The sequence below is a fragment of the Candidatus Eisenbacteria bacterium genome (assembly GCA_016235265.1).
In the GTDB taxonomy this organism is placed as follows: domain Bacteria; phylum Eisenbacteria; class RBG-16-71-46; order RBG-16-71-46; family JACRLI01; genus JACRLI01.
Window position 1 is genome coordinate 24,425 of sequence record JACRLI010000022.1, and the last position, 19,503, is coordinate 43,927.

General features: G+C 70.6%; 16 protein-coding genes. 11 read left to right on the forward strand and 5 right to left on the reverse strand.

Features of this window, described 5'->3' with window-relative positions; translation table 11 throughout:
- Genes HZB25_12275 through rlmN form a run of 5 tightly spaced genes read right to left on the reverse strand, consistent with a single transcriptional unit; the run spans position 1 to position 6,060 of the window.
- Entirely contained in the window at positions 1–750 is a 750-nt protein-coding gene (locus HZB25_12275; protein ID MBI5838006.1) for a DUF4390 domain-containing protein, read from the reverse strand.
- Positions 750–2,075 (reverse strand): BamA/TamA family outer membrane protein, encoded by a 1,326-nt coding sequence (locus HZB25_12280; GenBank protein ID MBI5838007.1) that lies wholly within the window; start codon positions 2,073–2,075, stop codon positions 750–752. The genes HZB25_12275 and HZB25_12280 overlap by 1 nt, the downstream gene beginning before the upstream one ends.
- Positions 2,072–3,433, reverse strand: coding sequence for a sigma-54-dependent Fis family transcriptional regulator (locus HZB25_12285; GenBank protein ID MBI5838008.1), 1,362 nt, complete (start codon positions 3,431–3,433; stop codon positions 2,072–2,074). Before HZB25_12285 ends, HZB25_12280 begins: the two co-directional genes overlap by 4 nt.
- Positions 3,430–4,998 (reverse strand): HAMP domain-containing protein, encoded by a 1,569-nt coding sequence (locus HZB25_12290; protein MBI5838009.1) that lies wholly within the window; start codon positions 4,996–4,998, stop codon positions 3,430–3,432. Before HZB25_12290 ends, HZB25_12285 begins: the two co-directional genes overlap by 4 nt.
- Positions 4,999–5,022: 24 nt before the next feature.
- A complete protein-coding gene (gene rlmN, locus HZB25_12295; GenBank protein ID MBI5838010.1) occupies positions 5,023–6,060 on the reverse strand; it encodes a 23S rRNA (adenine(2503)-C(2))-methyltransferase RlmN in 1,038 nt (345 codons plus the stop codon).
- Positions 6,061–6,179: 119 nt separating this feature from the next.
- Between rlmN and HZB25_12300 the strand changes: the two genes are divergently transcribed.
- From HZB25_12300 to sufD, 11 genes are all read left to right on the forward strand, one after another.
- Positions 6,180–6,578 (forward strand): winged helix-turn-helix transcriptional regulator, encoded by a 399-nt coding sequence (locus tag HZB25_12300; protein ID MBI5838011.1) that lies wholly within the window; start codon positions 6,180–6,182, stop codon positions 6,576–6,578.
- Between the two features lie 6 nt (positions 6,579–6,584).
- A complete protein-coding gene (locus tag HZB25_12305; protein MBI5838012.1) occupies positions 6,585–7,541 on the forward strand; it encodes a Ppx/GppA family phosphatase in 957 nt (318 codons plus the stop codon).
- Between the two features lie 661 nt (positions 7,542–8,202).
- Positions 8,203–11,187 (forward strand): sigma 54-interacting transcriptional regulator, encoded by a 2,985-nt coding sequence (locus tag HZB25_12310; GenBank protein MBI5838013.1) that lies wholly within the window; start codon positions 8,203–8,205, stop codon positions 11,185–11,187.
- A gap of 1,013 nt (positions 11,188–12,200) precedes the next feature.
- Positions 12,201–13,022 carry a fibronectin type III domain-containing protein gene (locus tag HZB25_12315; protein ID MBI5838014.1) on the forward strand — a complete coding sequence of 274 codons (822 nt, stop codon included), beginning with the start codon at positions 12,201–12,203 and terminating at the stop codon, positions 13,020–13,022.
- Between the two features lie 10 nt (positions 13,023–13,032).
- Positions 13,033–14,574: a DUF4384 domain-containing protein gene (locus tag HZB25_12320; GenBank protein MBI5838015.1), complete on the forward strand. Its 1,542-nt coding sequence runs from the start codon at positions 13,033–13,035 to the stop codon at positions 14,572–14,574.
- A 161-nt stretch (positions 14,575–14,735) separates the two neighbouring features.
- Positions 14,736–15,329 carry a MerR family transcriptional regulator gene (locus tag HZB25_12325; protein MBI5838016.1) on the forward strand — a complete coding sequence of 198 codons (594 nt, stop codon included), beginning with the start codon at positions 14,736–14,738 and terminating at the stop codon, positions 15,327–15,329.
- The gene (locus HZB25_12330; GenBank protein ID MBI5838017.1) at positions 15,326–15,646 is read left to right on the forward strand and encodes an iron-sulfur cluster assembly accessory protein; all 321 of its coding nucleotides are present in this window, start codon (positions 15,326–15,328) and stop codon (positions 15,644–15,646) included. Before HZB25_12325 ends, HZB25_12330 begins: the two co-directional genes overlap by 4 nt.
- A complete protein-coding gene (locus HZB25_12335; protein ID MBI5838018.1) occupies positions 15,643–15,891 on the forward strand; it encodes a DUF2480 family protein in 249 nt (82 codons plus the stop codon). The genes HZB25_12330 and HZB25_12335 overlap by 4 nt, the downstream gene beginning before the upstream one ends.
- Positions 15,892–15,943: 52 nt before the next feature.
- Positions 15,944–16,720, forward strand: a complete 777-nt coding sequence (sufC, locus tag HZB25_12340; protein MBI5838019.1) for a Fe-S cluster assembly ATPase SufC — start codon at positions 15,944–15,946, stop codon at positions 16,718–16,720.
- A gap of 41 nt (positions 16,721–16,761) precedes the next feature.
- Positions 16,762–18,168 (forward strand): Fe-S cluster assembly protein SufB, encoded by a 1,407-nt coding sequence (gene sufB / locus HZB25_12345; protein MBI5838020.1) that lies wholly within the window; start codon positions 16,762–16,764, stop codon positions 18,166–18,168.
- Positions 18,168–19,502 carry a Fe-S cluster assembly protein SufD gene (gene sufD / locus HZB25_12350; protein MBI5838021.1) on the forward strand — a complete coding sequence of 445 codons (1,335 nt, stop codon included), beginning with the start codon at positions 18,168–18,170 and terminating at the stop codon, positions 19,500–19,502. The genes sufB and sufD overlap by 1 nt, the downstream gene beginning before the upstream one ends.
- Position 19,503 lies beyond the last annotated feature (1 nt).

A 19,503-nucleotide genomic window follows, 5' to 3' on the forward strand; every position in this document is an offset into this window, starting at 1 on the left:
TCAGGGGCCGCCGGGTGCGGCAGGGTTGGCCGCACCGCCCGGGGCGGGCAGCGTGGTTCCGTTACCCGCGCCCCCCAGGCCCAGGCGCGAGCCCTCGAACGGCTCGGAGCGCAGCACCACGGAGCGGTCGCCCAGGCCGGAGACACCCAGCATCACCCGCATCAGCGAGCGCGCGATGCCCAGGCCACCGCCCTTGTCGGACTCGGCCTGCACCTCGCCGCGCAGCCAGCCCTCGACCTCGGTGAGGTCGTGCAGCGTGAGCGTCTTGATGTCCGCGCGGATCACCAGGTAATAGCGGTTCTCATCCTGCAGCTTGTCCAGCGGGGCGGTCTTCAGGTGCACGTGCCGGCTCACGCCGGCCTCCGCCTCCTCCGCGGTGAGGTACTGCCGGATGTCGGGTCCCAGGCCGGCCACCGCGTAGATCTCCTGCCACGGGTCGTAGCGCAGCCGCACCTCCAGCGTGCGGGAGGCGATGAGCGCGTCGAACCAGTGGCTGCGCTCGCGCCACAACTCCACCGTGTAGAGGAAGGTCAGCGGGCGGCCGTGGCGCAGGTCGTCATGGGTGCGGCCCTCCAGCGCATGCAGCAGGCTGAAGTCGGTCCAGCACCAGCCCGAACCGGCTTCCACCTGCTCCAACTCCAGCCGCAACGGGGGGCGCTCCGCCTTCTCCGCCCTGCCCGAGTCCTGCGCGCGCGCGGGGATGGCCACGGCGGCGAGGAGCAGGCAGGCCAGGGCGGCGCGGCGGAACATCAGAAGGTCCTGTTCATCCGGAAGGAGAGCCGGGGACCGCCGTGGCCGGCGTTCAACCCCTGGGCGGCATACACGTGGAACCCGTCGCTGCCGGTCTGAAGGCCCAGGCCGGCGTCCCACGCGGGGCGCGTCGGGTCACCCTCGGCGCGCCACGCATGGCCCACCTCGGTGAACAGCACCAGTTCCAGCGCGCGGAGCGTCTCGTCGCGGTCCAGCAGCGCGACGTGCTGCCCCAGGTTCATGGAGTACTCGACATTCAGCAGGTAGTAGCGGTCGCCCGCCTGTTCCTTGTACTCGTGGCCGCGCAGCGTGCCCACGCCGCCCACGGTGAACTCGTCCTGCGCGGTCAGGCGCCCGCCCAGGCGCGCGCCCGCCGCGGCCCGCACGTTCAGCCACAGCCCCGGGGCCAGCTTGGAGGTCCAGCGCGACTCCACCTTGGCCCGCGAGTACCCGAAGTCGCCGCCCAGGAACCCCCCCGCGGCGCGCGCCTCCGCGTGCAGCTCCACGCCCGGCCGGGGCGCGGGCCGGCCGCCCCGTGAGCTCAGCCACAGGGCGGCGGAGACCTCGTGCAGCACGCCGGCGTCGTAGACGGGGTTGGCGCGGAACTTCCGGTCGCCGCCGAACAGGGTCCAGGTCTCGGTGCGCGCCCGGAGCGCGACGAGGTCGTCGGAGCGAAAGCCCGCGGTGAGCCCGCCGGACTCGCCCCACGCGATCCTTGCGAACGCCGATGCGCCGTTCCGCCCGAAGTAGTCGAGGTAGTCCTGTCGCAGGAGCAGCGCCGAAAGGGTGTTCTCGGTGCGGCTCAACAGCGTCCAGTCCGGGGAGTCCGTGAGCCGGTAGATCCGGCCCCCCACCGCGATATAGGGGCGCAGCCCAAGCGGTTGCTCCAGCCCGACCGAGTAGTTCCACTGGCCGCGGCCGACGGAGTAGCTGGCTTCCAGCTCGGCCCGCGGGTACATGGGCTCCGGGGGACGCGGCGTGAGCCGGGCCCCGAGGCGCAGCTGGTCCACCCGGTTGTAGTCTCCCGCGAGGGTGATCTCCCGCTGGTGGCGCAGCCGCTCGCGCAACCGCCGGAGGCCGTCGAGGCGGCGGTCCGGCCGCGGGCCGAACGGCGCGAGGCTGTCCCCGGGAAACGGCACCGGCGGAGCGGGGGACAGCGAGTCGCCGCCCGCCGTCGTGGTGTCGCGCGGCTGGCGCACGATGCCCAGCACCCACGGCGACGCGGCCTCGGCCAGCGCGCCGCCCGGGGAGAGGCCCGGATGCGCCTGTGCCGCCTGCGGCAGGCCCAGGACCGCGACCGCGAGCACCAGCGCGGCCCTCCTCACGCCGAGCCCGCTTCCCGGCGCAGGCCATACTTGCGGATCTTCCGGTGCAGACTGGCCCGGTCGATGCCCAGGGCCTCGGCCGCCTCGCTCACGTTCCAACCCGAGCCCGCGAGCGCGCGGACCAGGGCTTCGCGCTCGGCGCCATCGAGCGCTCCCCGCAGATCGGAGCCCGAGGGGGCGTCCTCGCGCGGCAGCGCCCGCTCCACCTCCGCCGCCCTCAGCGGGCCCGGCTCGGCCAGGATCACCAGGCGTTCCATGAGGTTTCGCAGCTCGCGCACGTTGCCCGGCCAGCGGTGGTGCTCCAGCAGCTCCACCGCCCCGGATTCCAGGTCGCGGCGCGGGCGGTCGTGGAGCGCGGCGAACACGTCCAGGTAGTGCCGGGCCAGCAGCGCCACGTCGCCGGGCCGGTCGCGCAGGGCCGGCACCTGCAGCGGCACCACGTGCAGCCGGAAGAACAGGTCCTCGCGGAACTCGCCCTTCTTCACCAGCGCGGGCAGGTCCTTGTTGGTGGCGGAGAGGATGCGCGCGTCGCTCCGCATCGGCTTCACCCCGCCCACCCGCTCGAATTCGCCGGTCTCCAGCACGCGCAGGAACTTGGCCTGGGCCTCGGCGGAGAGGTCGCCGATCTCGTCGAGGAAGAGCGTGCCGCCCTGCGCCAGCTCCAGCCGGCCGGGCTTGGCCGCGGCGGCCCCGGTGAATGCGCCCTTCTCGTGGCCGAACAGCTCGCTCTCCACCAGGTCCCGCGGCAGCGCCGCGCAGTTGAGCTTCACGAACGGTCCGCCGGCGCGGGGGCTGGCGGCGTGCAGCGCCATGGCCACCAGCTCCTTGCCGGTGCCGTTCTCGCCCTGGATCAGGACCCGGCCCAGCGTGGGCCCCACCTTGCCGATGGCCGCCAGCAGGCTGCGCATGGAGGGGGAGTTGCCGAGCAGACCGGGAGAAGGCACCGCCCCCCGCAGACGCGCGTTCTCGCGGCGCAGGCGGAGCACCTCCAGGGCGTTGCGCACGGCCAGGCTCCAGCGCTCCGGGTCGGGCGGCTTCTCCAGGAAGTCATGCGCGCCCATGCGCGTGGCCTGCACCGCCAGCTCCACCGTGGCATGGCCGGACATCATGAGCACCAGCGGGACGTCCGCGCCCGGCACCGCCGCGCCGGCCTGTGCCTCGCGCAGGAGTGTCAGCCCGTCCTCGCGCGGCATGCGCACATCCAGCAGCACCAGGTCCACGCCGCCCCCATGGAGCTCCCCGCGCGCCTCGGCCACGCTGCCCGCCTCGCGCACGGAGTGCCCCAGGTCCTCGAAGAACTGCCGGATGGCCCGGCGCACGTTCGCCTCGTCGTCCACCACCAGCAGCCGGCCGGTCACGCGTCCTCCTCCAGCGGAATCCACAGGTCCACGCGGGCGCCGCCGCCCGCCTCGTTGCCCAGCGTCACCTCGCCGCCGTGCGCCTCGGCGATGCGGCGCACCATCGCCAGGCCCAGGCCGGTGCCGTGGGTCTTCTCGGTGAAGTACGGCTCGCCCGCGCGTTCCAGCGCATCCGTGCCGAACCCGGGCCCGCCGTCGCGCACGCGCAACCGGAAGCCGGTCCGCGCGCGGCGCGTTTCGGCTGCCGCCTCCACCCACACCGGCCCGGCGCCGCGGGTGGCGTCCGAGGCGTTCTGGATCAGGTTGTGCAAGGCCTGCCGCAGCTGCCCCTCGTCCACGCGCGCGGTCAGGCCCTCGGGGGCCGCGTGGGCCAGGCGCATCCGGCCGCCCTCGTACATCTCGGCCACGGAGCGTACCACCGCGGCGACGTCGGCGGGCCGGCGATCCGGCTCGGGCAGCCGCGAGAAGCGCGAGAACGCATCGGCCATCCGGCGCAGCGACTCCACCTCCCGATCCACCGAGTCCAGGCTTTCCGAGAGCCGGTCGCGCTCGGCGGGCTCGAGCTTCTCCTCCAGCCCGCGCAGGCGGTGTACCGCCAGCTTCACCGGGGTCAGCGGGTTCTTGATCTCGTGCGCGATGCGCCGCGCCACTTCACGCCAGGCCGCTGCCCGCTCGGCGCGGGCGAGATTGCGCCGGCTGGATTCCAGGTCGGCGCGCATGGCTTCGAACGCCGCCGCCAGCTCGCGCACCTCGAACCCGCCACCGGCCACGGGCTCGCCGGCCTCCCCGCGACTCAGCGCCCCCATGGCGCGCGCCAGCGACTCCAGCGGGCGCGTGACGCCCTGCGCCAGCGCGGACGCGGCCAGCCATGAGAGTACAATCACCAGGGTCAGGATGCCCAGAGTTCCGAGCAGCAGGCCCCCGCGCGCCACGCGCCGGTAGTCCTCCAGCTCGTCGTAGAACGCCTGGGCCTCGATGATGTTGGTGAGCGGGCCCTGTACCCCCGGCGGGAGCGGGGTCATCGCGGTCCAGCGGCGCGCGCCGTCCACGTGGACCAGGGCGAGGTGCTGCGGACCCGCGACCACCAGGGTGTCGCCGACCATGGAGTGCAGGCGCCGCTCCAGCACACCGTGCGGGGCGGTGCGTCCGGGCTTGACGAGCCAGCGAGCTCGGTCGGGCCGGCGGGCGGGGGCCACCGCCACTGCGTCGAATGGCGAGCGGGCCAGGCCCGCCGGGGAGATACCCGTCGCCGGAACCTCGCGGTCGGCGCCCGGAGCATCCGGAGCCTCTCCCCCCGGGAGGGCGCCGCGCGCCGGGGCAGCCGATGCCGCGATGAGTGTGTCGAGATCATCCTCGAGCGCGGGACGCCGCTCGGACAGCAACTGGCGGGCCACGCCCAGTGAGCCCTCCAGCGCGCGGCTCACCGCCGGCGTGCGCCACAACTCCAGGCTGGCGTCGAGGGTGCGGTAGGCCAGCGCGGCCAGCAGCAGGCTGGGCGCGGCCGAGAAGGCGAGGAAGGTGAGGAAGAGCCGGTGTCGCAGCCGGGCCGGCGGACGTCCGGGCATCGGAAGGAATGACTCCCCGGGCCGTCAGGCCCGCTTCAACAGGTCGGCGCCCAGCTGTCCGCAGGCCGCGTTCACGTCCTTGCCCTGGCTGAAGCGCAGCATCACCCGGTGTCCCTTCGACTCGAGGTAATCGCGGAACTGGTTGGCGCGCAGGCTGCTCTTGAAGGGGGTGCCGGGAGTGGGGTTCCAGTTGATGAGGTTCAGCTTGTGCGGAAACTCGCGCACCAGCTGCGAAAGCCGGCGCGCGTCGGCCGCCGAGTCGTTGAACCCGCCCAGCAGCACGTACTCGAAGGTGAGCTGGCGCTGGCCGCTCTCGGCGTAGTGGCGCACCGCCTTGAGCAGCTCCTCGAGCGGCCACTTGCGGTTGATGGGCATGATCTCGCTGCGCTGCTCGTCCGTGGGTGCGTTGAGCGAGACGGCCAGGTTGACCTGCAGCGGTTCCGCCGCCAGCTTGCGGATGCCGGGCACCACCCCCGCCGTGGAGATGGTGAAGTGCCGCGCCCCCAGGTTCAGGGTGCGCTCGTCGTTGGCCAGCCGGATGGCCGCCAGCACCCGGTCGTAGTTGTTCATCGGCTCGCCCATGCCCATGAAGACCACGTTCACGTGACGCTCGGCGGGGGCGCGCAGGCGCAGCATGAGGATCTGCGCCAGGATCTCCCAGGGCTGGAGATTGCGCAGCAGGCCCATCTTGCCGGTGGCGCAGAAGTGGCAATCCAGCGCACAGCCCACCTGGGAGGACACGCACAGGGTGTGCAGCCGGGGGGTCTGCAGGTGCACGCACTCCACGATCTTGCCGTCGTGCAGGCGGAGCGCCAGCTTGGCGCTGCGGTCCTTGAGCGAGGGGGCCTCGCGCACCACGCTGGGCAGGCCGAGCTCGAACACCTCGCCGAGTTCATCCCGCAAATGCTTGGGAATATTGGCCATCAGCGTGGGATCGGTGACCCCTCGAAAGACCCACGCCAGGACCTGGGCGGCGCGGTAGCCATCCCAGCCGTGCTCCACGAAGTCCCGTTCCAGCTGCAGCGGGTCACGGCCGAGTATGTGCGGTCGAAGGCTGTACACGGGGGTTGGCTCTCCGGGAAGGCGTGGCGGCAAATAATCCGTTGGATGCGCAACGCTCGTATGGTATCATTATACGTCAGGCGGGTCAATGAAGGCCGCCATTGCCCAATTGAGGACCCATGAAGAAACCCGACGAATCCCGCTGGCCACAGATTTTCAAGGCGTTGGGCCACCCGGTGCGCTTCCGCCTCTACCTCGAGGCGTGCGCAAAGCCCCTGACGGTCAGCGAGCTCGTGGCGCTTTCCGGCCGCAGCCAGCCCGCCGTATCCCAGTACCTCAATGCGCTGCGCCGCGCGGGCCTGGTGCGGGTCACCCGCAAGGGCCGCAACATGATCTACGAGGCGCTACCGGTGGACTGGTCGGCCCAGCGCAGCCTCGAGGCGCTGGGACTCGACGGGGGACCGGTCCGGGAAGCCGCGGTTGCCGCGGCGCCTTCCGCCGAGGTCGAGGTCTTTCCCGAGTTCACCACCGCCCAGGCACCTGCCGTTCGCGATTCCGGCGAAGACTACCTGCTCTAGTCGCCGATGAGCCGGGTGCGCTCGGAGCGCCGCGCCGCCATCGACATCGGGACCAACTCGGTCCGCCTGCTGGTGGCCGACGTTCATCCCGACGGGCGCGTGTGCGCGCTCGTCCAGCGGGGCACCGTTACCCGGCTGGGCGAGGGGCTGGACGCCTCCGGCAGGATCTCCGAGTCGGCCGCCGCCCGCACCTTGAAGGCCATCCAGGAAGCTCTCTCCGAGGCCCGCGCCACCGGCGCGGGCCCGATCGTGCTCGCGGCCACCAGCGCGTTGCGCTCCGCATCCAACGGGTCGGAGATCTCCGCCTCGATCGAGCGGCTCGCCGGGCTGAAGCTGCGCGTGCTGAGCGGTGAGGAGGAAGCCCGGCTGGTGTTCGGGGCGGTGCAGGCGGGTCAGCCCGGGACGGGCCCCGTCGTGGTGATGGACATCGGCGGCGGCAGCACCGAGTTCGCCTTCGGCAGCGGCCGGGATCTGGCCGCCACGCGGAGCCTCGACCTGGGGTGTGTGCGTCTGTTCGAGCGGGCGATCCACCGGGGGGGCCTGGAGGGCGAGGCCGGATACCGGGCGGCCCGGGAGCAGATGCGCGAGGCCCTGGCCGCGGAGTGCGGGGGCTTGAGGGCTGGGTACGCCGGCGCGCCAATTCGCGGGGTGGGGGGCACCTTCACGGCCTTCGCGATGGTCCAGCGCGGAAGCCAGAGGTACGAGCCCGGGAGCCTCGAAGGCACCACCTTGACGGCGGCCGACGAGGCACGTATCTCCTTGGCGCTGAGAGTGATGCCCTTGGAGGAGCGGCGCCGGCTGGTGGGTGAGGGCCGGGCGGACCTGGTGCTGGCGGGTGCCGCCATCCTGGACGAGGCGGTGGAGTGGTTCCGGGCGTCCGAGGTGCAGGTGTCCACCCATGGCCTGCGCTACGGGCTGCTGCACGAGGTGAACCGGCAGGGGGCCGGTCCGGGCGGGTCATGATAACCCGCAGGCAAAGATTCTTGGGATTGTAGCAACTATTTTGTCACACACCCGTGGACTGCCACCGGGTCCGCGCCTATACTTTGGTAGCTGGACATGCTCTGTTTTCCACCCACGGGTTGTGCAAACCCGTAACGAAAGGAGTTGATGCTATGCATCGTCCACGGACTGCACTTCTTCTTGCAGTCGCCGTGGCGGCGGCGTGCCTTTCGTCCCCCCCCGCACAAGGGGCAGGGGTGTCCGGAATCGACGGACGCACCGGCTCCGGTCCCGGTCTGGGCCATCGCGGCTGGTCGCCGTATGGTGACTCCGATCAGTACACCACGAAGACCACGCCACCCCCGTCGCAGACAAACATCGTGGCCCCGGTCCAGCCGCAAGTCAGCCCGCCCGCAGTCGGAGGCGGCGGCGGCGGCAGCCGAAACGTCTCGTGCAATGGCAGCCACGCAGGCGTGCGCCCCGGTGTCCCGTTTTCCCAGCTGCTGAGGAACTACCTTCGGGCGTTCTTAGGGATCACGGAGCAATAGCACGGCGTCCCCCAGAGTCTCGAACCGTCGGGATTGCTATGGCCCCTCCTAGGGAATGGTTGGAAAATTCAGGCAGCGAAGCCCACGCGGACCCGGCTGATCGTGGACCGGCGAATCCGGAAGCCGTCGGGGACGTGAACTTCGCGGGCGCCCACTTCGGAAACGCGGTCGGATACTACGCGCAGGCCCTCGAGGCTGCAGCGTCCGGCCCGGAGCCGGGTGAGCGTGTGCGCCTGTTGCTCAAAATCGCCGATTCACATCGCCTGCATGGCGCGCACTCGCTCGCCCTGGAGGCACTCGCGCGTGCGCTCGGGGAGCTCGAGGGCCTTCCGGAAGGCCCCGATCTGGGCCGGGTGCTCGCGCGGCAGGCGAACGTGCTCAACTACTGCGGTCGCTACCCGGAGGCCATGGAAGCCGGCCTCCGAGCCTACCAGTTGCTGCGGGACTCCAGCGAGAACCAGGAGATCGGCAACCTCGAGCTGGCGCTCGGCGTCAGCCTGGCGCGGCGCGGGGATTTCGGCGGAGCCCGGGACTACTTCGAGCGCGCGCTCGGCACCTTCCGCCGCATCGAGAACGAGGAGGGCGAGGCGCTCGCCTACAACAACCTCGGCCTGGTGGCCAAGAACTCCGGCGATCTCGAAGGCGCCCTTCGACACCTCGAGCGCGCGCTGCGCGTGAACGAGCGCCTGGGCAACTACGCCCGGGTGACCACCCACTGCCTCAACCTCGGCATCGTGCGGTTCAAGCTCGGCGAGTGGGACATCGCGCGCGAGTACCTGCAGCGCTGCCTGGGCATGGCCCGTGACACCGACGACTCCCTGGCCCGCGTGTCGGCCCTGAACTCGCTGGCCTGCCTCCACCGGCGCCGGCGCGACTTCACCGCGGCAGAGGAGGCCCTGGACGAGGCCCTGAGGCTTTCCGCGGTGCGGGGCCACCTCCGCGAGCAGGCGCTGGCCCAGGAATTCCTGGGCGACCTGATGCTCGAGATGAACCGGCTGGAGGACGCCGACCGGCTGTACGCCGAGGGTCTCGCGGCCGTGGAGAAGCTGGCCCCCGAGGGTGACGTGGCCCTGGAACTGCTGCGCCGGCAGGGCGACCTGCGGCTGCGCCAGGGCCGGCTCGCGGAGGCCGAGGCGTGCGGCCGCCGCGCGCTGGAGCTGGCCCGCCGCCAGCACGACCGGCTCGAGGAGGCGACCTGCTGGCGCCTGCTGGCCCTGGTCGCCGGCGCCCACGACGACGTCGCCAACTACACCGCGCTCATGGACCAGGCCATCCGGCAGCTCTCCGACGTGGGCGAGCGCTTCGAGCTGGCTGCGACGCTGCTCGCGGCGGGTTCGCTGGAGCGCCGGCTCTTCGAGAAGGAGCGCCAGGAGAACCTCGCCGAGCGCGCGTCGCGCCACCTGCGCCGTTCCAGCACCTTGTTCGTGTCCTTCGACTGTGAGTACTACCTGGCCCACGTGACCATGGAGCTGGCGCGGCTGGACCTGGCGCAGGGCAGGCTGGACCAGGCCCTCGCCGAGCTGGACGAGAGCCTGACCTACGCCGGGCCGTTCCGCTCCTCGCTCGAGCCCGCCGCCGCGGAGTTGCGCGCGCGACTTCAAGATGGCTTTGTCCGCGGCTCCGCCTCCCCGGCCAATGACTTCCGCCTGCTGGAGGAAGTGAGCCGGATGTTCCGAGAGTCGCCCTCCAGCGACTGGAGCACCGGCCTGGTGGAGTTGCTGGCGAAGCGGCTGCCGGCGGACGCGGTGTTCCTGGCGGAGGCCGATGGAACCGACTGGGTGGTGCGCGCGCGGCATGGAGTGGACGGCCAGTCGGCGCTGTCGCTGGCCGCGGCTTTCGGCGCCCCGGCGGCGCCGGGCCGCCCGGTGTTTTCCACGCGGCCGTCGTCCGACCCGCTGCTCCCGGAGGCGGTCTCCACGCTGCTGGCCCCGATGGGCTCCGTGGCGGCGCTGCCCTTCGGGGTCGCCGACCACGTGCGCGGTCTGTTGTTTGTGGGCCGCACGCTGCGGGGCCCGGTGGGCCCGCTGCGCCAGCGTGAGCTGGACCTGCTGGTCGCGCTCACCAACCTGGCGGCCGCCGGCGCGGTGGAAGCGCGCCGCCAGCGGCTGTGGGAGGAGAACAAGAACCTCCGGGCGCAGCTCCAGGTGGCCACCGCCGACGGCATTGTGACCCAGAACCCGCAGATGCTCGATATCCTGGCGCTGGTGGACAAGGTCTGCGACGCCACCGCCAGCGTGCTGGTGCAGGGAGAGACGGGGACCGGCAAGGGGCTGGTCGCCCGCGCCATCCACCAGCGCGGCGTGCGCCGCGACCGGCCCTTCGTGCCCATCAACTGCGCCGCGCTGCCCGAACCGCTGCTGGAGAGCGAGCTCTTCGGGCACGTCACGGGCGCGTTCACCGGCGCGCACCGCGACAAGCTGGGGTTGTTCGAGGAGGGCGAGGGCGGGACCGTGTTCCTGGACGAGGTGGACCGGCTCTCCGAGGCGGTCCAGGGCAAGCTCCTGCACGTGCTCGACCGGGGCGAGATCCGCGCCGTGGGCGCCAACCGCTGGAAGAAGGTGAACGTCCGCGTGATCTGCGCCACCAACGCGGACCTGAAGCAGCGGATCTCCGAGGGGCGGTTCCTCGAGGACCTGTACTACCGCCTGAATGACATCCTGATCCAGGTCCCGCCCCTGCGCGACCGACGCGAGGACATCCCGCTGCTGGCGGACTTCTTCCGCCGCCAGTTCGCCGGCCAGTTCAGCAAGGAGATCGGCGAGTTCACCCTGGAGGTCCGCCAGCACTTCCTGCGTCACCAGTGGCGCGGCAACGTGCGCGAGATGGAGAAGGTGGTCAAGCGCATGGTGGTGCTGGCAGACGCCGGCTCGGATCTGGGCGCGGACCTGCTGCCGGAGGAGTTCTTCGAGGAGCGCCCGGTCATCAACGGCGTCCGGGGCAAGCTCTGGGCGCAGGTGGCCGACACCGAACGGCGCGTGATTGCCCAGGCCCTCGAGGAGTGCGCATGGAACAAGAGCCAGACCGCGCGTGAACTTGGCATTTCCTACCCCGCACTGCTTCAGAAGGTGAAACTCTTCTCGCTCGACCGGCGCAGCAGGGGCAAGAGTCTTCACAAATAGCTGGAAACGTTCTTTCTAATCCCACCTTGTTGTCCCGCAATCACTTGAATCCCATCCCGATCCAAATTGTGAATTTCATTTCCAGGAATGACCCCCGGGCGATCCCGACCCGGTTGCCCGGGTGATTCGATGCGTGTCATCCAACATATTGCAGGACAACACGTTCTGCACGAATCCCAAGCGTGCTTCGCGCCGCAATGTGATATGGCACGGGCATTGCGATAGCAGGTAGTCGGAGGGGGGGGACCTCCAAGACAAGTCCACCTGGGCCGGTCGGCCGTCGGGGCCGCCAAAAAAGGCAATAGCCCGGTCCACGAGACGCACCAGGTAGCTCCGCACCGACCTGCCCGGGAGACTTGTTCCAGACCCAGTTCTTTGAGATGCCATTCACCATTGTGCGCGCGAAGACTCCGGAAGTCCTGCCCGGGCTCCCCGGAGCGCGCGGTCCGGTGAGCCGCTTCAGAGATTCAGGGGGTCCCGGCTCACCTGCGATCGGGTACCTCGGAGGCACACGAGAGACCCGGCAGCCGCCTCGGAGCGCGCACCTTAATGGGACGTGCCGGCCACGGAGAGGGCCGGGGCGTTACAGATCTCGAAGATGGGGTGTCAGTGACCTCGGCGCGCGACCACCGAAACGGATATGTTCCGGGCGGCGCCCTGGTGGATGTGGAGACTGATACCTCGTCTCTTGGGCCGCGACTCCGCAAACGGGGTCGCGGCCCGCTTCATCTCCGGGCGGGACATCGGGGGCTCGTGGCCACGGGCCTGGACCGGAGTCCCGGGCCCGTGCGCTGACCTCAAGACTCGCCGCCTCCGACCTGTCGCATTCCCGTCACACCCGGGAGCCGGGGCGTCACACACATGGTGACCCGTGCCGCTTCGCAGGCCGCCCGGCCAGCGCCCGCCACGCCGCGATCCACTTGCTTTTTCATCGGTTACGGCAGACCCTCCGCACTGGGGCGCCGCTGGCACGCGCCGTGCGATACATCCGGGTGGGAGAAGGGAGGGAACACATGAAGAACGCCATACTGCTTCCCGCACTGCTGATCGCCGGTCTTGCCGTCGCCGGGTGCGACGAGCGTCACTGGGTGGCTCCGGCCGCGCCGCGGGGTGTGTACTCGGTGACCGGGGACGGCAAGGTCTCGGTCTACTGGCAGGCGAACACCGAGAAGGACGTCCGCGGCTACAACGTGTACTGGGCCCCCGGCAGCAGCAAGGGCACGGGCCCGTACAAGAAGCTGGGATTCACCTCGCACACCCAGTGGATGGACACCGACGTTTCGAACGGCGTCACCTATTACTACGCGGTGACGGCAGTCAACGACGGCGGGATGGAGAGCGAGCTCTCGGCCGCGAACGTCCATGACACGCCGCGTCCGGCGGGCGCCAACCTGCCGTTGTACAACGCGTGGTACGACGAAACGCGCGGCGGGGACTACAGCTCCAAGAGCGGGCTGCGATTCGACACCCAGCCGCAGTTGCTCAGCTGGCGCAACCTGAAATGCGACGTGTACTACTACGGTGCGCCCGGCAACCCGTACCTGTACGCCGGCGACGTGGACACCCAGATCCAGGACATGGGCCCGGCGGCCTCGCTCGCGGACATCGACTTCGCGCCGCTCGACGGCTGGTCCGCCACCGGCAAGGTCACGGTGACCCGGGGGCACGCCTACGTGGTGTGGACGCGCGACAACCACTATGCAATGGTGATCGTCAAGGACCTGACGGACGATCGGGTGCTCATGGACTGGGCTTTCCAGGTGGACCAGGGGAACCGGGAGCTGAAGCCGGTCTCCCCCCGCGCGGGCGACCGCGCCGCCACCTCGGTGAAGTGAGGAGAACGCCATGAAACTGCGGACCCTGGGGCTTCTGCTGGCGCTGGCCGGGATGGCCCCGGCCGCGGCCGGGGCGGTGAGTGTGAAGGCGGCCGCTCCGCGACCCGCGCACATCGAGACGGCCGCCGCGCGCCTGGTGGTGGACGTGTGGACCGACCGGGGCGAGGGTGCGGTGTACCGGGTGGGGGACGCCATCCGGGTGCACTTCCGGGCCTCGCGTGACTGCTACGTGGTGATCTACAACGTGGACACCGAGGGCCGTGCCCACCTGCTGTTCCCATACCGGCGCTTCGACCCGCACTGGGTCGAGGGCGGGCGAGACTACGTGCTGCCGGCACCTCGCTCCACCTACGAGCTCACGGTGCAGGGACCGGCGGGGGTGGAGTACGTCCAGGCGCTGGCGAGCCTCGAGCCGTTCCAGCAGCTACCCGACTACCTCGATCCCGAGTACGACCCGGGCGATTACGACCTGGACCGGACCGACTGGCGCAACGGGGGCCAGCTGGCGGGCGACCCGTTCGTGGGGATGGAGCGGATCAACCGCGCCATCCTGCCCTACGACTGCGACGAGGACGACTGCTACTCGGCCGCGTACACCAGCTACTACGTCGAGAGGAAGGTGTCGTATCCGCGCTACGTGTGCGCCGACTGCCACGGGCCGTATGCCGCCTACAGCTACGACCCGTACGGCATGCAATGCTCGGTGTTCGAGATCCGGGTGGACTACGACTGGCGCTGGCGCAACCACTGGCCGTTCTACGGCGCGCCCTACTGGTACTACTTCCGGCGCAACGACTGTCCGCCGCGCTACTTCACGTACAAGCCGCGCTGGTCCAGCGAGGATGGTTGGGTCCACTTCCGCGACAGCTTCGGCGAGCGCGTGCTGTGGAAGAAGAACCCCGGGCCGGACCCCAAGGCCGGAAATTCCCCGCCGCGCTGGGACGGGCGCAAGGACTCGCCTCCGCCCTCGGCGCTGCCCGGCATGGGGGACCGCCGGCGCACCGTCCGCACCCAGCCGGTGAAGGAGAACATCCGCGAAGTCGCGCCCGGCAGCGAGCCCGTCCGGTTCCGCTCGCGCAGTCGCGACCTGGCCCCGCCCGACGCGCCCCGGGTGGAGAAGCGCCGCGTGCCGCCGGATGAGGCCCCGCCGATCGTGAACCGGCGCTCCAACCCGCCCGAGGGGCAGGAGCCGCCGCGCGGCATCGAGGGACGCCGTGGCGAGGCCCGGGACCCGGCCCGCGATCCGGCCCGCCAGGAGACCCGCGAGCCGCGCAAGGACACCGAGGCCCGCCGCGACCCGCCTCCGCCGCGCCGCGAGGAGCCTGCCCCCCAGCCGCGCCAGGAGCAGGCCCCGCCGCCACCGCGCCGCGAGGAGCCGGCCCCCCGGCCGCACCGGGAGGAGGCCGCACCGCAGCCGCGGCGCGAGGAGGCGGCACCACAGCCGCGGCGCGAGGAAGCCGCGCCCCAGCCGCGCCGGGAGGAGACCGCGCCCCGCAGGGAGGCCGCGGCTCCCGAATCCCGCCGGAACGACGAGCCCCCCCGCCGCCGGTAGCCCGCAGGCGGATACGACAAACCTATATCACGTAAGTGCCTACGACGCGCCGCCCGGGCTCCCTGACCGGGCGGCGCGCCGCTTTGGGAAGACCTGACTTGACCCGCGCAGGGGAATCCTTTACGGTGAAATCAAATCTAACCCATACGTGAGAGTGCGAGATGGAAAACCCGATGCGGGAGCCCATGGAACTGCTGAAGATCGGTGACCTCGCCCGGCGCTCGGGCAAGAGCGTGCGCGCGCTGCACCTGTACGAGGAGCTGGACCTGCTCCGACCGGTCACGCGCACCACGGGGGGTTTCCGCCTGTTCGACGAGGAGGCGCTCCGGCGCATCCACTGGATCGGGCTGCTCCAGGAAATGGGGCTCTCGCTGCAGCAGATCCGGGAGTTGCTCCAGAACTGGTGGAGCCACGAGCTGGGGCCCGCCGCCATGCGGCGGGTCCGCGAGGTCTTCGAGTCCCGCCTGGAGGACGCCCGCCGCCAGGCGCGCCGGTACCAGTCGCTGGCGCGCGAGCTGGAGAGCTCCATCCGCTACATCGAGACCTGCAGCAGCTCGTGCTCCCCGTTTTCGGACGTGGCCACGTGTACCCGGTGTCCGCATGACCACGGAATGACCGAGGAGCCGGCGCTGGTCGCCGGCCTCCACATGCTCAACCCCCACGGGCGCGCCCGCGCCGGGGAGCTCGTCCAGATCGAGGCGAGCCCCGCAGCCGGCGCGCCCTCGTCTTCATCGCCGGAGGGCGCCGCCGAATGATCACGCTGACCCCCGCCGCCGTTGTGCGGCTCAAGGAAGTCATGGCCCGCGAAAAGCGCGAGGCCGTGGGCCTGCGCATCGCCGTTCAGGGTGGCGGCTGCTCGGGCATGAGCTATGTCATGGAATTCGGTGCGGAGAAGCCGGGCGACGAGACATTCGAGTTCGGGGGCGTCCGGGTGCACGTGGACCTGAAGAGCTATCTGTACCTGAACGGCACCGAGCTGGACTACGTGGAGGGACTGATGGGCGCCGGGTTCAAGTTCAACAACCCGAACGTGAAGCGCAGCTGCTCGTGCGGCGAGAGCTTCACGGTATGAGCGCGCCGTCCGCCGGTGCCCGGGTGACGTTCGACCTGTCCGAGGTGCTCCCCGGCCGGGTGGAGGAGGCTGCCTTCAAGGCGGCGCTCGAGGGGCACGACTGGACGCGCTACCGCGGCGCCGAGCTGTGCCTCACCGGGTGCGCGCCCCTGTGGACCTACGTGTACGTCGCCGTGCGTGCCGCGGAGCACGCCGCGACGGTGAGCGTGGACGATGGAAGCGAGAACGGCGTGCGGGTGCGGTGATGCCCGGAGCGCCCTGGAACATCACGAACCGCCGCTTGGCGAAGGACGCAGCATGAACCCGGCGAACCTGATCGTGAAGGACCTCCACGTCAGCGTGGACGGCAAGCCGATCCTGAAGGGCCTCAACCTCGAGGTCCGCAAGGGGGAGGTGCACGCCATCATGGGACCCAACGGCTCCGGCAAGAGCACGCTGGCCAACACCATGATGGGCAACCCGAAATATGTCGTGGACCAGGGTGACATCCTGCTCGACGGCCAGAGCATCCTCGAGATGTCGGTGGACGAGCGGTCGCGCAAGGGCCTGTTCCTGGCCTTCCAGTACCCCACGCCCATCCCGGGCGTGAGCGTGGCCAATTTCCTGCGCACCGCGCTCAACGCGCGCCGCAAGGAAGAGGGCCTGGGCGCGATCCCGGTCAAGGAGTTCCGGGACCTGGTGAAGCGGCACATGGCCACGCTCAAGATGGACGATTCCTTCGCCGGCCGCTACCTGAACGAGGGATTCTCGGGAGGGGAGAAGAAGCGCGCGGAGGTGCTCCAGATGGCGGTGCTCCGCCCCCAGGTGGCGGTGCTGGACGAGACCGACTCGGGGCTGGACATCGACGCCCTCAAGATCGTCTCGGACGGCGTGAACGCGCTGCGCGGACCGGAACTGGGCGTGGTGGTGATCACCCACTACCAGCGGATCCTGAACTACATCACCCCGGACTTCGTCCACGTGCTGGTGGCCGGGCGCGTGGTGCATTCCGGCGGGCCGGAACTGGCGCACGAACTGGAATCGAAGGGCTACGACTGGCTGCGTGAACCCGAGGCGGAGAACATCGGGGCCTGACCCCGGAGCCGGGCCCGCGGGCCGGATCGGAGTACGACATCATGGCGGACGCGTTGGATGTTTCGCGCGAAGGCTACACCGAGAAATACGGGTTCCACGATGACGAGCAGCACGTGTTCAAGATCCGCAAGGGCCTGGACGCGTCCATCGTGGAGGAGATCTCGCGCATGAAGGGCGAGCCGGACTGGATGCGGGAATTCCGGTTGAAGTCGCTCGACATCTTCATGAAGAAGCCCATGCCCAACTGGGGCGGCGACCTCTCGGGCATCGACTTCCAGGACATCTACTACTATGTGAAGCCCACCGACCAGGAGTCCCGCACCTGGGAGGACATCCCGGCGGACATGAAGCGGACCTTCGACCGCCTGGGGATCCCCGAGGCGGAGCAGAAGTTCCTGTCGGGCGTCGGCGCGCAGTACGACTCCGAGGTGGTGTACCACCGCATCAAGGAGGACCTCGAGAAGAAGGGCGTGGTGTTCCTGTCGTGCGATCACGGCCTGAAGGAACGGCCCGAGCTGTTCCGGGAGTACTTCGGCAAGCTGATCCCGCCCTCCGACAACAAGTTCGCGGCGCTGAACTCGGCCGTGTGGTCCGGCGGGTCGTTCATCTACGTCCCCAAGGGCGTGCGGGTGGACGTGCCGCTGCAGGCGTACTTCCGCATCAACACCAAGGACATGGGACAGTTCGAGCGCACGCTGATCATCGTGGACGAGGGCGCCTACGTGCACTACGTGGAAGGCTGCACCGCGCCCACGTACTCCAGCGACTCGCTGCACTCGGCGGTGGTGGAGATCTATGTGCGCCCCGGCGGGCGCTGCCGCTACACCACCATCCAGAACTGGTCGAACAACGTGTACAACCTGGTGACCAAGCGCGCCGCCGCCTACCGCGACGCCACCATGGAGTGGGTGGACGGCAACCTGGGCAGCAAGCTGACCATGAAATACCCCGCGGTGCACCTGATGGAGCCGGGCGCGAAGGCGGAGGTGCTTTCGATCGCCTTCGCGGGCAAGGGCCAGCACCAGGACGCCGGGGCCAAGGCGGTGCACTTCGCCTCCAACACCACCTCCAGCGTGGTGTCCAAGTCCATCTCGCAGGGCGGCGGCCGCGCCGGCTATCGCGGGCTGGTGAAGATCGCCAAGGGGGCGGTGGACTGCAAGTCCACGGTGCGCTGCGACGCCCTGATCCTGGACGACCAGTCGCGCTCCGACACCTACCCGACGATGGAGATCGAGGAGGACCGCGTTTCGGTGGGCCACGAGGCCACCGTCTCCAAGATCGGGGAGGAGCAGATGTTCTACCTGATGAGCCGGGGCCTGAGCGAAGCCGAGGCGTCCGCGATGATCGTGAGCGGCTTCATCGAGCCGGTGGTGAAGGAACTGCCGATGGAGTACGCCGTGGAAATGAACCGGCTGATCCAGCTGCAGATGGAAGGATCGGTGGGTTGATGGCCATCCTCAAGAGGTCCCCGGCGACCCGGGAACTGCCTGCCACATTCGGCGAGGAGGCGCTGCGGGCGTTGCCGTCCGCGGCGAAGGAGCCCGCATGGCTCTCGGCCCGGCGCCGCGAGGCGCTGGAGCGCGCCGCCGAACGGGCATTCCCGATGCGCGACGACCCGCAGTGGCGCCGCACCGACCCGGCGCGCTTCCGGCTCGACGGGCTCACCCCCGCGCCCGCGGCGGGCCCGGGCTCCGGCGAGGCGCTGAACGCGCTGCTCCGCGACCTGCCGCAGGCCGAGGGGCGTGGCGGCCTGGTGGCCACGGTGGACGGGGTGGTCGTCCGGGAGGACGTCTCCCCGGAAGTGGCGGCCGCCGGCACGGTGCTGGCCGGGTTCGATTCCGCCGCGCGCGGGCACGGCGACATGCTGCAGGCCGGCCTGCCTCCGGCCACCGCGCGCGCGGACCGCTGGTCCCACCTGAACGCCGCGTTCGTCACCGGCGGCGCGCTGGTGCGCGTGCCGCGCGGTGCCACGGTGGAGGCCCCGCTCTGGGTCCTGCACCGGGTGGACGCCCCGGGCCGCGCCGCGTTCCTGCACACCGTGATCCACGTCGAGGCCGGGGCCTCCGTCACCGTGGTGGAGTTGCTCCACGGGGACGACGCCGCGGCCTCGCTGGCGCATCAGGAACTGGACGTGCGGGTGGAGGCGGGCGGCCGGCTGCGCTACCTGCGCATCCAGGAGCTGGGGGCCGCCACCGCGTTCCTCTCCAGCGAGCGGCTCCTGCTGGAGCGCGACGCCAGCGCCGAGTGGGGCTGGGGGGCGTTGGGCGCGGCGGTGGCCCGTTCCGAGATGACCGCGAGCCTGCGCGGCGAGGGATCACACGCGGTGCTGGCGGGCTTCTACCACGGCGCCGGCACGCGCCACCTGGACCACCGCACGTTCCAGGACCACGTAAAGGGCCACACCACCTCGGACCTGCTGTACAAGGGAGCGCTGGAGCAGAGAGGCAGCTCGGTGTACACCGGCCTGATCAAGGTGCACAAGGACGCGCAGCGCTCCGACGCCTACCAGGCCAACCGCAACCTGCTCCTGGCCGACACCGCGCGCGCGGACTCGATCCCCTCGCTGGAGATCGAGGCCAACGACGTGCGCTGCACCCACGGCGCCACCGTGGGCCAGCTCGACGAGGAGCAGCTGTTCTACCTCCGCAGCCGCGGCATCCGGCGCTCCGAGGCGGCGCGCCTGATCGTGGAGGGGTTCTACGAGCCGGTGTTCGACCGCCTGGGCGCGGAATCGCTGCGCGACCTGGCGCGCGCGCGGCTCACCGGGAGGCTGATCTTGTGAC